The sequence below is a fragment of the Myxococcus sp. MISCRS1 genome (assembly GCF_026626605.1).
Taxonomy (GTDB): Bacteria; Myxococcota; Myxococcia; order Myxococcales; family Myxococcaceae; genus Myxococcus; species Myxococcus fulvus.
The window spans coordinates 7,149,505-7,162,658 of sequence record NZ_JAPNKB010000001.1 but is presented as its reverse complement, the minus strand read 5'-3'; the positions used below and the strand labels follow the sequence as shown (position 1 = coordinate 7,162,658).

The 13,154-nt window shown below is 70.0% G+C and carries 10 protein-coding genes; 6 read left to right on the top strand and 4 right to left on the bottom strand.

Annotated elements, in window-relative coordinates; translation table 11 throughout:
* Nucleotides 1–13: 13 nt before the first annotated feature.
* Nucleotides 14–1,321, bottom strand: coding sequence for an acetamidase/formamidase family protein (locus OWM54_RS28520; protein WP_223751348.1), 1,308 nt, complete (start codon nucleotides 1,319–1,321; stop codon nucleotides 14–16).
* Between the two features lie 48 nt (nucleotides 1,322–1,369).
* Nucleotides 1,370–2,491, bottom strand: a complete 1,122-nt coding sequence (gene tal, locus OWM54_RS28515; protein ID WP_267699555.1) for a transaldolase — start codon at nucleotides 2,489–2,491, stop codon at nucleotides 1,370–1,372.
* Between the two features lie 196 nt (nucleotides 2,492–2,687).
* Here tal and OWM54_RS28510 point away from each other — a divergent pair, with 196 nt between their 5' ends.
* On the top strand, nucleotides 2,688–4,583 hold the full coding sequence (locus tag OWM54_RS28510) for a transketolase (protein WP_267699554.1): 1,896 nt from the start codon (nucleotides 2,688–2,690) through the stop codon (nucleotides 4,581–4,583).
* A gap of 36 nt (nucleotides 4,584–4,619) precedes the next feature.
* The gene (locus OWM54_RS28505; RefSeq protein ID WP_267699553.1) at nucleotides 4,620–7,085 is read left to right on the top strand and encodes a WD40 repeat domain-containing protein; all 2,466 of its coding nucleotides are present in this window, start codon (nucleotides 4,620–4,622) and stop codon (nucleotides 7,083–7,085) included.
* 9 nt (nucleotides 7,086–7,094) lie between these two features.
* On the opposite strand, the gene OWM54_RS28500 is transcribed toward OWM54_RS28505, so the two are convergent.
* Nucleotides 7,095–7,916, bottom strand: a complete 822-nt coding sequence (locus OWM54_RS28500) for a hypothetical protein (RefSeq protein WP_223751344.1) — start codon at nucleotides 7,914–7,916, stop codon at nucleotides 7,095–7,097.
* Nucleotides 7,917–8,029: 113 nt separating this feature from the next.
* On the opposite strand from OWM54_RS28500, the gene OWM54_RS28495 reads away from it, so the two are divergent.
* Together OWM54_RS28495 and OWM54_RS28490 are read left to right on the top strand one after the other, a co-directional pair.
* The gene (locus OWM54_RS28495; RefSeq protein WP_223781511.1) at nucleotides 8,030–10,003 is read left to right on the top strand and encodes a discoidin domain-containing protein; all 1,974 of its coding nucleotides are present in this window, start codon (nucleotides 8,030–8,032) and stop codon (nucleotides 10,001–10,003) included.
* 126 nt (nucleotides 10,004–10,129) lie between these two features.
* Nucleotides 10,130–10,993, top strand: a complete 864-nt coding sequence (locus OWM54_RS28490; RefSeq protein ID WP_223781510.1) for a GRP family sugar transporter — start codon at nucleotides 10,130–10,132, stop codon at nucleotides 10,991–10,993.
* A 188-nt stretch (nucleotides 10,994–11,181) separates the two neighbouring features.
* Here OWM54_RS28490 and gstA read toward each other — a convergent pair whose 3' ends face one another.
* A complete protein-coding gene (gstA, locus tag OWM54_RS28485) occupies nucleotides 11,182–11,790 on the bottom strand; it encodes a glutathione transferase GstA (RefSeq protein WP_267699552.1) in 609 nt (202 codons plus the stop codon).
* A 135-nt stretch (nucleotides 11,791–11,925) separates the two neighbouring features.
* Between gstA and OWM54_RS28480 the strand changes: the two genes are divergently transcribed.
* A complete protein-coding gene (locus OWM54_RS28480) occupies nucleotides 11,926–12,321 on the top strand; it encodes a winged helix-turn-helix transcriptional regulator (protein ID WP_267699551.1) in 396 nt (131 codons plus the stop codon).
* A gap of 151 nt (nucleotides 12,322–12,472) precedes the next feature.
* On the top strand, nucleotides 12,473–13,069 hold the full coding sequence (locus tag OWM54_RS28475) for a hypothetical protein (protein ID WP_267699550.1): 597 nt from the start codon (nucleotides 12,473–12,475) through the stop codon (nucleotides 13,067–13,069).
* Nucleotides 13,070–13,154 lie beyond the last annotated feature (85 nt).

Below are 13,154 nucleotides of genomic sequence, written 5' to 3'. Positions count from 1 at the left end.
GACGCGAGGGGGCTTATCTCCCCGAGGGCCGCAGCGGCGCCAGCCGGGCCTTGTCCAGCTTCGCCGCGACACCGACGCTGCGCCCCGCGAGGTTGGCGACGACGTACTGCACGCTCGTGCCCATCACCTGCGCGCTCTCCGAGAGCGACAGCCCGTAGTCCTGCGCCAGCCACTGCGTCAGGCCGCTCGTCGCCTGGCGCAGCGCATCGTCGAGCGAGCCCGCCTGTCCCAACACCATCAGGTGCGTGGGGGACTCCACTCGCGGCATCGACGGCGCCTTGCCCCGGATGACCTCCACCGTCAGCTCCACCTCCATCGACGTCTCCAGCGCGAACTGAGACGTCTCGCCATCCCCCTGCCCCGCGTGCGCGTCCCCCACGTAGAGCAGCGCTCCCGGCTGGAACACGGGCAGGTACACGGTGTTGCCCTCCACCACCTCGTTGAAGTCCATGTTCCCACCGAAGCGCCCCGTGTCTCCCGTGGAGACAGGGGGCGAGCCGAAGCCCGGCGCCACCGCCAGCCCGCCCAGCATCGGCCGCAGCGGCACCGTGAAGTCCTTCAGCTTCTCCGTGGGCGACTCCGGCCGCGCCACGCCCTTCTCCCAATCCAACGTCCAGCGCACCGGCTTGCCCAGCTCCGTCGCCTTCGACGCCAACAACGGCGTCATGGCCCGCCCGACGATGCTGTCCAGGCTGTCCGCGCTGCGCCGGTTCAATCGCAAGCGCTTCAAGTGGACCGCCAGCATGTCCCCCGGCCGCGCATCCGCGATGAAGAACGGCCCCGTCTGCGGATTGCCATACAGCGCGCGTGAGACACCGTGCTCATCCATGCCACCGGAGTCGAGCGTCGTCGTCTTCACCGTGTCCCCGGACCACAGCGTCAGCACCGGCGCCCGGTCCGCCGAGAACTCGTTGGACCACGACGTCGGGGTGAACTCATGCCGACGCGGTGGGCCTGAAGGCCGCTCCGGAATCCGGCGCGCCGTGAAGGCCCGCTTCACCCGCGCCTTCTTGTCGTTCGTGTCCGGCACGTCCGCCGTTCCCTCCAGCCGGTCTCCCCGCACCTTGCCCGTGTAGACGTAGCGCGCCTGCCGTGAGTCGGTGACGTTGAAGCGGACCTCGTTGCCCGTGCGCTCGCCCTCCAGCGCGTCACCGTCGAACGTGCCGGACAGCTTCTTCCCCGAGCGCTCCAGCGTGAGCCCCTGGTGCAGGGCGTTGCCCCACATGTCCGTGGTGACGACCCACTCCTCCTTCACCACCGACTGCGCGAGGACGAGGGACGGGACGCAGCAGCACAACCAGGCCAGGAGGAGTCGTCGCATGTCCGCGGCACCATGCCAGAGACATGGAGGGTCCGCACACTGCGCCGCCTAAGACTTCTTCAGCTGCGCCTCCACCGCATTCAGGAGCGCGTCGAACGACTCCTCGAAGAGCCGCACGCCGTCCACGGCCAGCCGCTCGGTGACGCTCTTCATCGACACTCCCCCGGCCTCCAGCTGGCGCATCGTCTCCTTCGCGCCCGCCAGGTCCTCCAGCAACGTGGTGCGCACCTTGCCGTGGTCCCTGAAGGCGTCGATGGTGGCCGGCGGCATCGTGTTCACGGTATCGGGGCCAATCAGCTCCTCGATGTAGAGCACGTCCCGCAGCTTCGGGTCCTTCGTGCTGGTGCTCGCCCACAGCACCCGCTGCACCTTGGCGCCCTTCGCCGAGAGCGCCTTCCAGCGCGGGCTGCTGAAGACCTCCTGGTAGATGCGATAGGCGAGCTTCGCGTTGGCGATGGCCACCTTGCCGTGCAGCGACTCCAGCACCTTGCGCTGCTCCGCGGTGACGCCCGCCTTCAATCGCTGCTGAATCTCCTTGTCCACCGCGACGTCGATGCGACTGACGAAGAACGAGGCCACGCTGGACACCTTGCTCAAGTCTCCGCCCGCCTTGGCGAAGCGCTCCAGGCCCGTCAGGTACGCGTGGGTGACCTGCCGGTAGCGCTCCTGGCTGAACAGGAGCGTCACGTTGACGTTCAGCCCCTCCGCCGTGAGCTGCTCGATGGCGGGCACCCCGGCTTCCGTCCCGGGGACCTTGATCATCACGTTGGGCCGGTCCAGCGTCTTCCAGAGCCTGCGCGCCTCGTCGAGCGTGGCCTTCGTGTCGTTCGCGAGCCGCGGGGAGACCTCGAGCGAGGCGTAACCATCCTTCCCCTTCAGCGCGTCGTAGACGGAGCGCAGGATGTCGGCGGCGCCCTGCACGTCGCGCACGGCGAGCTGCTCGTAGACGTCATCCGCCGAGCGCCCCTGGCCCCGCGCGGCCTGGAAGAGGTCCTCGTAGTCCTCGCTGCCCGACACCGCCTTCTGGAAGATGGTGGGGTTGGAGGTCAGCCCCTTGAGCCCATCCTCGGTGATGAGCTTCTGGAGCGTCCCCTGGGTGATGTAGCTCCGCTGGAGGTTGTCCACCCAGACGGCCTGGCCGAATTCCTCGAGCTGACGCAGTGGATTCATGGCGGTTCACACCCCTGGCTCTGAATCTGCCCACGCGCGCCGGAGCGTGAGCGGGCCTGCACACGGGAGCCCCCTCGTCGGGTTGCCCTGCGAGGAGAGGCCCCTCGTCCGCCCTCTCCCCGCGCGCGCCCGCGCCGCTTCACCCGGGGCCCCGCCATCAACACCCTACGGAGGTCCCCCAGCCTGGAGAGAGACGATGGCAGACACACTGGCAGGGCTCGCGGCGCAGCTGCGGGTCGACAGCATCCGCGCGACGACGGCGGCGGGCTCCGGACATCCGAGCTCGTCCATGTCCGCGGCGGACATCGTCGCGGTGCTGTTCCAGAAGTACCTGCGCTTCGACTTCCAGCACCCGCACGCCCCGGACAATGACCGCTTCGTGCTCTCCAAGGGCCACGCCTGCCCGGTCCTCTACGCCGCGTTCAAGGCGGCGGGCGCCATCGACGACGCGGAGCTCCTGACCCTGCGCCAGTTCGGCAGTCGCCTGGAGGGACACCCCAACCCGCATGTGCTGCCGCTGGTGGACGTGGCCACCGGCTCGCTCGGCCAGGGACTGGCCATCGGCGTGGGCATGGCGCTCACCGCGCGCCTGGACCAGCGCCGCTTCCGCACGTACGTGATGATGGGCGACAGCGAGACGGCGGAGGGCTCGGTCTGGGAGGCGTTCGACAAGGCCGCACACTACAAGCTCGACACCCTGTGCGCGCTCATCGACATGAACCGCCTGGGCCAGAGCGGCGAGACGGAGCTGGGCTGGAACGGCGAGGCCTATGTCGCCCGCGCGCGTGCATTCGGCTGGCATGCGCTGGCCGTGGACGGACATGACCTGGGCGCCATCGACCGCGCGCTGGCCGAGGCCCAGGCCACGAAGGGCAGGCCCACGTGCCTCGTCTTCAAGACGGAGAAGGGCCATGGCTACTCGCTCATCGCCAACCATGAGCACTGGCACGGAAAGCCCCTGCCCGAGGACAAGGCGCGCGAGGCCATCCAGGAGCTCGGCGGCGAGCGGAACCTGCGCTTCGACGTGAGGAAGCCGGAGGTGACGAAGCCCACCGCGAAGCCCGCCGCCGGGCCGCTGAAGCTGCCCACCTACGCCACGGACGAGAAGGTCGCCACGCGCAAGGTGTACGGCGACGCGCTCGCGGCGCTGGGGGATGCCTACCCGGACCTGGTCGCGCTGGACGCGGAGGTGTCCAACTCCACGTACTCGGAGGAGCTGCGCAAGGCGCACCCGGACCGGTACTTCGAGATGTACATCGCCGAGCAGAACATGGTGTCCAGCGGCGTGGGCATGGCGGTGCTGGGCAAGCGCGTCTTCGTCAGCACCTTCGCCGCCTTCCTGTCGCGCGCATATGACCAGCTGCGCATGGCCGCCGTGTCCAACGCGACCTTGCACGTGTGCGGCAGCCACGCGGGCGTGTCCATCGGCGAGGACGGTCCCTCGCAGATGGGGCTGGAGGACCTGGCGATGATGCGCGCCGTCGCCGGCAGCACCGTGCTCTACCCGAGCGACGCCAACCAGACGGCCCGACTGATGGCCGCCCTGGTGGACCTGCGCGGCATCAGCTACCTGCGCACCACGCGCGCCAAGACGCCCGTGCTCTACGCGCCCACCGAGGAGTTCCCCATCGGCGGCAGCAAGGTGCTCCGACGCTCCGACCGGGACGTCGTCACCATTGTGGCCGCCGGGATTACGCTGCATGAAGCGCTGGAGGCCCACGCGCGCTTGCAGGACGCGGGCGTGTCCGTGCGCGTCATCGACCTGTACTCGGTGAAGCCCGTGGACGTGAAGACGCTGCGGCAGGCCGCGAAGGAGACCCAGGGTAGGCTCCTCGTCGTCGAGGACCACTGGGCCGAGGGCGGGCTCGCGGACGCGGTGCTGGAGGCCTTCTCGGACGGAACCGAGCCCTTGCCCCGCGTGAAGCGCCTCGCGGTGCGCAAGCTGCCCGGCTCCGGCAAGCCCGAGGAGCTGCTCGCCGCGGCGGGCATCGACGCGACGCACATCGTCGAGGCCGTCCACGCCCTGCGCGACACCCCGGCCTCCGAGGGCTCGCGCGCCACCAGCACGGCGCAGACCCGTCGCACCCATTGAACCCGATGGAGGGTCGCCGCGAGAATGCGGCCCTCCATGCCCCACGACCTCGCCTCCCTCACCGAGCTCTCCACCCTCGAATCCCTCCTCGCCGCCGAAGGGGTGGACGGACTGCTCGCCGCGCTCGACGACGCGCTCGCCCGGACACCCGCGGACACGCGCGTGCTGCACGAGGACGGGCCCACCGTGGGCCCCCGGACGCTCGGCGTGCTGCGCAAGGCCGTCGCGCTCGACGCGGACTTCCTGGGCGAGCACCCCGAGGCCCTCTTCCAGTGCCTCTACAACCGGCTGCGCTGGTACGACGCGCCGGACGCCGCGCCCCACTACGCAACGACGGGACAGGGCCCCTGGGACGACCCGGAGGCGCACCTGTACCAGCTCGCGGCATGGTGGCGACGACAGCGCGAGGCCTCCGGCGGCGCGGCCTGGGTGGAGTCCCTGCTGCCGCTGCGTGGCGCACTGGACGGCGCCGACACGTACCTCTGGCACGAGGCCCACGTCCTGTGCGCGGCGTTCGACGCGACGGGGGCGCGGCTCGCCACCGGCTCACACGAGGACGGCGACAACGTCCAGGTCTGGGACGTGGCGACGGGCCAGCGGCTCCAGACGATGGAGGGCCACGAGGGCGAGGTGCGTGGGATTGCCTGGAGCGCGGACGGCAAGCGCCTGGCCTCGGGCTCCAGGGCGCATGACGCGCGAGTCTGGGACGTGGAGACGGGCGAGCAGCTCCACGTGTTCGGGCGCCAGGAGGGCCAGGTGACGTCGGTGGCCTTCAGCCCGGACGGCACATTGCTCGCGGTGGGCAACCTGGGCTGGCGCATCCACCTGTACGACCTGGACACGGGCGAGAAGGTCCGCACGCTCAAGGGGCACCAGCAGTCGGTGTTGAGCGTGGCGTTCCATCCCTCGGGCCGCTGGCTCGTGTCGGGCGCGTCGGACGACACGGTGCGCGTGTGGGACGTGTCCACGGGCGAGCAGGTGGCGCGGCTGGACACGCAGCGCTCCGTGAGCACGGTGGCCTTCAGTCCGGACGGCGAGTGGCTCGCGTGGGCGGACCTCGACGACGTGGGCGTGGCGGAGACGAAGACCTGGCAGCGGGTGCGCGGCCTGCAGGGCCAATCGCGCTACTCCCACGTGCAGTGGCTGGGGACCTCGCGGCTGGGCCTGTTGGGATACGACCGGCTGGAGATGCTGGACGTGAAGGACGGCGCCACGGTGTGGTCGCGCCCCTATTCCTCGGATGGGCATGAGCGCGGCGCGGCCTTCTCGCCGGACCTGAGGCACTTCGCGTTGACGGCCGTCGATGGCGGCGTGCTGCTCAGCAGGCTCGACGCGCCCATTCCGCCCAGGCTCCTGTCCGAGCAGCACCGCGTGAAGCACCTGTGGGGGCGGGCCGAGGGGACCCTGGCCGTCGCGAAGCGGATGGACGGCATGCTCGTCATCGACGCCCAGGGCCGCGTGCGCGAGCCGCCCCGTGATGCCCACGACTCCGGCCTTCATCCCTGGAACCTGAGCCCGAACGAGGCGTGGGCCGCCTATCCCGTCACGCGCTACCTGGATGACGGTTGGCGGCGGGGCATCCAGCTGTTCGACGTGGCGCGCATGACGCCGACGACGGAGCTGACCGACAAGCCGCTGGAGGGGCGGGACGCGTCCCGGAAGATGACGATGGAGCAGGTGATGACCTTCTCCCCGGACTCGACGCTGCTCGCGGGCACGTTCGAGCTGGGCGTGGTGCGTGTGTGGCGCGTGGCCGACGGACGGCTGCTCCACACGCTGAAGGGCCCCGAGGCCGTCGTCACGATGGTGGAGTTCACGCCGGACGGCGCCCATGTCGTGTCGGGCTACGAGGCCCTCTCACGGCTCCAGGTGCACGACGTGAAGACGGGGCGGCTCGTGCTCGACACCCAGGCCCTGATGAAGCCCGCGGTGGCGTACACGGCGGCCGAGCGCGTGCCGCGCATCGCGGTGGGGCGCGCCACGGGGGAGCTGGAGCTGCTCGACCTGCCCGCGGGCTTCCGGCGCGTGCTCCAGGTCTCCGAGGAGCCGGTCATCGCCGCGCGGTTCTCCGCGGATGGCTCGCGGGTGGCGGTGTGTACGCTGGATGACCGGGTGCGCCTGTACGAAGCGGACACGGGGCGGCGGGTGTACGAGGTGCCGCACCCCGCGCTGCCGTTCGAGGTGGCCATGGAGGGGGACGTGCTGGTCACCCGCTCGGATGACCAGAAGACGCGCTTCTTCGACCTCGCCACGGGCGCGCCCCGGGAGGTGCTCGACGGCAACGCGCCGCCGGACGAGGTGACACGCCGCGCGTACTGGGAGGTGCTCGGCGACGCGCCCGTCGCGTTCCACCGCCGCCTGGACACCACGCCCCTGGCGCACTTCCACGACTCGCTGGAGGAGACGCTCATCCTGCGCGACGGGCTCGTCGTGGCGCGCGGCCTCACCGTCCCGGACTTCCTCTACGTGCTCAAGCTCCACGGCCCCACGGGCGGAGCCTGAAGCCCGCCATCACTCGCAGCCCACGCGCCGCGGGCCCACGGCCAGGTCATCCAGCCACCAGTCCGTGGGCGTAGAGAGGCCCTGGTAGAGGAACACTCCAGCCTCCAGCACCGTGAAGTCGCGAGCCTTCTCGCGCATGGGCGGTGTCTGGGTGGGCGGGTCGGCGAAGACGAACCTGCGAGGCCACTGGAGCTCCACGCCGTCGAGCCACACGCGAGGCTCGGCGGCCTGGGGCGCGTCACCGTTCGCGCCGTCGAAGAGCCACTCCACGCAGGCCCACCGGTCCAGCACGAGCGGCGTGTCGGAGACCTGCACCCACTCCGGGAAGCCGGGCGGCTCCGGGGGATGCCAGATGGCCATGTACTTCTCCTGGTACGTCGCCACCTCGTACCAGTCGAGCGCCTCGAACGCGGTGTCCTGACTCCCCGGGCGCGGATACCGCGCGTTGAAGAGCCCCGCGTGCGAGGCCGGCCGCGCGGGTGTCACGTAGACGTGGACACGCCCCCAGAGCACGGGGCCGAAGTCCTTCGGGAGCTGGAAGCGCACCGTCTTCTTCGGACCGCCCTGCTCGCCTTCGCGCCCCCCGACGAGCTGGCTCGCGTGCAGCGCATACCTGCCACCATGTGCACGCGTGGCATCCACGAGGAGCTGGCCGCTGAACTCGTCACGGAACGGTGTCCAGCCTTCCGGCAGTCGCCCCTCCTCGAAGTCCCAGCACAGGGTCCCGGGTGCCGAGCACCCCGTGGCCCCCGTCCGCTCCGAGGAGGCAGGGTGTGCACACGCGGACACGAGCAACACCACGAGCCATCCAGGAGCGACTGCGACGCGCATGTTCCCCACCTCTCGGTACCCGGGTGGACGGTACACCCGCGCAAAACACGGAGGCCATGAGACTTGCCGCGAGCGGCCCCGTTCTTCTCCAAGAGCCCGAGGAGGAGGACACCATGCGAAGGATTCCGTCTCGACTGTGCACCCTGGTGATGGGCGTGCTGCTGGGTTGTGGCACCCCCGAGGAAGCTGGCGGCCCTGAAGCCCTCTCGCGACAGGCCGCGGCCCTCGCGGAGCCCATCAACGTCACGCTCCACAAGCCCGCCACCGCGAGCGCCACGCAGGGCAGCTTCCTGCCGGAGTACGCGGTGGATGGGGACATCAACAGCGATGACTCGCGCTGGTGCCCTGGCGTCTACAACGAGACGCGCCTGTTGGACATCGACCTGCAGGGGACATTCGACCTGGTGCGCATGGAGCTCTACACGGGCTTCCGCGCCGACCGGCCCATCAAGAGCTACGAGCTGTTCTACGACGACGGCACGGGCTGGAAGCCCATCCCCGGCGCGAGCCAGACGAACAACACCAGCATCGCGGTGTCGACGACGTTCACCCAGCCGGTGACGGCGAAGAAGGTGCGATTCTCCTGCAAGGACCCGCTCGCGGACAACTGCCGCGTGAAGGAGCTGTGGGTCTTCGGCACGCCGCACGCCACCGAGGTGAACATCCCGCCGGTGGCCAACGCCGGCCCGGACCAGGCCATCACCCTGCCCACGAACAGCGTCACCTTCAGCGGCGGCGCCACCGACGCGGACGGCACGGTGGTCTCGCTAGCATGGACACAGGTGAGCGGTCCCACCGCGACGCTCTCCGGCGTCAGCACCGCCACGTTGAGCGTCACGGGACTGACGGTCGGCACCGCCGTCTTCCGGCTCACCGCCACCGACAATGACGGCGCCACCGGGACGGACGAGGTCAGCGTGACGGTGGCCCCCGCGCCCCAGACGCTCACCAACGTGGCGCTCGGCAAGCCGGTCTCCGCCGGCAGCAGCAACGCCAACCTGCCGCCCTCCAACGCCGTGGACGGGAACCTCACCACGCGCTGGGAGTCCGGCTACCACTTCCAGACGCACAATTATTTCGACGTCGACCTCGGGAGCGCCCACGAAGTGCACGGCGCGACGCTGCACCTGTCCACCAGCGCGACGTCGTCCTACGCGATGACCGCGTTCGAGTTGCAGAGCTGGGACGGCGGCTGCTGGAAGACGATTCCGGGCTCCGTGGTGGAGGGCAACCCGACCAACACCACGCAGCGCTCGCTCACCTTCACCGCGCCCGTCACCACCACGAAGGTCCGGGTGGTGTGCAAGGACCAGCCCTACTGCCGACTGCGCGAGCTGGAGCTGTCGGGCCGACCCGGGGTCGCGTCGACGGCGCCCACCACGTGCGCCGCCGGACAGCAGACGCTGGTGCGCAACGTCCGCTACGACTACGCCCTGTTCCTGCCCCAGCAGTACAACGCGGACCGCACCACCCGCTGGCCGCTCATCATCGCGCTGCACGGCCTGGGCGGCGCCACGCTGGCCACGGACCGCTCCGGCGTTCTCGCCAACCCCGAGGGCCTGGCGCGGCAGTTCAACTCCGCCAGCTTCCGCGCGGCGATGAAGGCCATCGTCATCTCCCCGAACCAGCGGCTGCCGTTCACCAACTCCGGCACGGGCTGGTTCAACAACGACGCGCTGCTGGCCCTGGTCGAGGACGCCAAGAAGGACTACCGCGTGGACACGGACCGCATCTACTTCACCGGCCTGAGCGGCGGCGCCAACCGGAGCCTCGAGCAGGGCATCACGGACAACGGGCCGCTCGCGGCCATCGTCCCCATCGCCTTCACGTCCACGCCCACCAACGACGCGAACGTCTGCAACCTGAAGGCCCTGCCCATCTGGTCCTTCCAGGGCGAGTTCGACACGCCGAGCCGCCCGAGCAACCTCAAGAACTGGCTGGACACCCGCTGCGGCGCGGGCTCCAGCGCGATGCGCTTCACCGTCATCCCGGGTGGACGCCACGACGGCTCGACGTGGGACACCGCCTACGCCACGCTCGAGCTCTACGACTGGCTGCTCCAGCAGCGCCGCAGCCACCGCCCGTAGCCGGCCCTCGGGCGGAGGGACAACGCCGTCACTGTCCCCCGCCCCACATGGCGCTGCCCACGGGGCCGATTCCCGCCACGTCCTCCAGCCCTAGATTCCGGGGGGCCGTAGGCGGGGAGCATGGGGATGAGCCTGGAGAACCTGGTCGTGCTCATCCCGCCCCTGTGCTGGGGCATCCAACCGCTGCTCGTCGCGAAGGTGGGCGGTCTTCCCAAGCAGCAGGTCCTGGGCAGCACGCTGGGCGCGCTGGCGCTGGCCCTGTTCGCGCTCAACGTCGTCTCACCGCACCTGTCGCGCACGGTGGTGCTGGCTGGCTTCGCCTCCGGCGCCTGCTGCGCGGTGGGCCAGACGAACCAGTTCCGCTCGTTCGCGCTGCTCGGCGTGTCGACGGCGATGCCCGCCATCGTCTGCCTCCAACTGCTCGGCACCTCGCTGATTGGCGTCCTGGTATTCCACGAGTGGCCCACCACCGCGAAGGTGGCGCTGGGGACGACGGGGCTCGTCGTGGTGATGCTGGGCGTCGCGATGACGTCCTACAAGGAGGTCCGCGACACCGCGAGCCCCGCCCAGCGCAACGCGGGGCTCACGGCGCTCCTGCTCTGCGGCGCGGGGCTGGTCGCCTACGTCATCATCCCCAAGTGGTTCGGCGTCAACGGCTGGGACGCCATCCTCCCCCAGTCGGTGGGCCTGTTGACGACGGCCTTCCTGCTGTCACTGCGTGGCGAGGGCCGGCCCTTCGTGAAGAAGACCTGGCTCAACATCCTCCCCGGCCTCATCTGGGCGACGGGAAACCTGGCGCTCCTGCTGGCCGACGAGCGCGTGGGCGTCACCACCGGCTTCACCGTGTCGCAGATGGGCGTCATCATCTCCACGCTCGGCGGCGTCTTCCTGCTGGGCGAGCACAAGACTCGCAAGGAGCTGGTGCTCGTCTTCATCGGCGTCGCCCTGGTGATTGCAGGGGGAGTCCTCGTGGGGCAGGCCCGCGCCTGACGGAGGGGCCTCCGGGTCCGAGCCCCCCCCTCCTGGAGCAGTGGCACACCGCCATCCGCCTCCAGCGGAAGAACGACCCCGCGAAGGCGATGGAGGACCTGCGCCGACTGGTCGACGCGGGACACATCCCCCCGACGAGTACGAGTCGAAGCGGACTGAAATCCTGGCCCGGATGTGAGGCCGGGACGTCAGACGGGCAGCCCCTCGGCCTCGAGCGCCTTGCGCACCGCGGGACGCGCGGTGACGCGCTCCATGAACGCGAGCAGGTTCGGGAAGCCGGACATGTCCACCTTCACGTACTTCGCCCAGCGGGTGACGGTGTACAGGTACGCGTCCGCGATGCCGAAGGTGTCCCCGAAGAGGTAGGGGCGCGTGGCCAGGCGCTCCTCAAGCAGCTGGTAGCGCTTGAACAGGTAGGCCGTGCGCTCCTCGCGCACCTCGGCCGACGTGTTGTTGCGGAAGAGCGGGGCGTAGGTCTTGTGCAGCTCGGAGTTGATGTAGCCGAGCATCTCCTGCACGCGGTAGCGCTCCAGGCTGCCCGCCGGAGGCACCAGCCCCGCCTCGGGCCGCAGGTCCGCCAGGTACTGCACCAGCGCGGGGCCCTCGGTGAGGACGTCGCCCGGCTCCAGCTCCAGCGCCGGCACATAGCCCTTGGGGTTGACCTTCCAGAAGTCACCGCCCGACTGCATGACCTTCGTCTGGGTGTCGACCTTCTCGAGCTGCAGCGTGAGGCCCGCCTCGTGCGCGACGATGTGGGGGGACAGCGAGCAGGCGCCCGGCGCGAAATAGAGCTTCATCGGCTTCCTCGTGGTGGATGGGAACGACGGCGCATGAGTAACGGGGCTGGGTTACCTTTGGAAAGTAGTGCGGCTAAGGTGAGCGCACTTTCCACTCACCCCGCGGTAACTCCACTCACCTGGCGGTAAGTCCCCATGTCCCTGAAGCTGCGCAAGAGCAAGGCCCCACCGCCACCGCCCGGCTGTCCCATCCATGCCTGCATGTCGCTCCTGGGCGGAGCGTGGACCACCAACATCGTCTGGCAGCTGTCCGGCGGCCCGCGGCGCTTCGGCGAGCTGCTGCATGACATCCCCGGCATCTCACCCAAGGTGCTCACCACGCGGCTGAAGGAGCTGACGGAGAAGGGCGCGGTGACGCGCGAGGTGCGGCCCACGTCACCGCCCTCGGTGGAGTACGCCCTGTCCCCGCTCGGCGAGGAGCTGCTGCCGGTGCTCCAGGCCATCGTCCGGGTGGGAACGCGGCTGCGCGAGGTGACCCTGGACCCACATCGCCACGAAAGGCCCACCCGCCGCGCGCAAAGACAGACCTGACCCCTCCTCGATGTGGCCCCAGGTCCAAGTGCCGTCTGGTCAATGCTTGTCACGCCAGGAACCCGACAGCCTCCTTGCCCCCAGGTGTCGGTCCCCACGGCGCCAGGGCACGTATCCGTATGATGTATGCCCATCAACCCAAGGGGCATTCATGCGTTGTCACGTGTCGGGCTTCGTCGCGGGGCTTCTCGTCATCGCGGGGTGTGGTGTCGGACCGGAAGCGCTGGAGCCGGAGCCAGGAGCCTCGACGAGCCCGGCAGAGGTCGGCGCCGCCGAGCAGGGACTGCTGACGCTGGTGACCTGCGGAGGCACGGTCATCTCCACCTTCGACCCGCCCCTGAAGAACGAACCGCAGGACGTGGTGGCCTCGGCGGGAGGCGTGCTGTCCAACTGCCTGCTCTCGGGGCTGACCGCCACCTTCGTGCCTCGGACCGGCCCCATCAAGGCCGCGTCGTGCCTGGACCTCCTGCACTCCAGCTACGGCACGCTGCGGCTCATCTGGAGTGAGCCGGGAAACCCAGCCCCGGGAGAGTCCGAGGTCCTCTTCTCCGCCACCGTCGTCGGGGTGGGAGACGTGGCGACGACCATCACCGACACGGGCACGGTGAGGTCGGGGAGGTTCGCGGGCGCGACCATGGTGCGGGTCAGCACCTACGCGAACGACCTGCTCGGCAACAAGTGCGCGTCGCCAGAAGGGCTCGCCACGCTCAACGGGTCCGTGACGTTCGTCCTGACCAGGCTGTTGTGAGCCCTTGGAGGCACGCCAGGGACTGCCCCGAGGTGCGCTGAGCCGACGGGCGAGGGCTCGTCCGCGCGGATGCCCCCGATGAGTC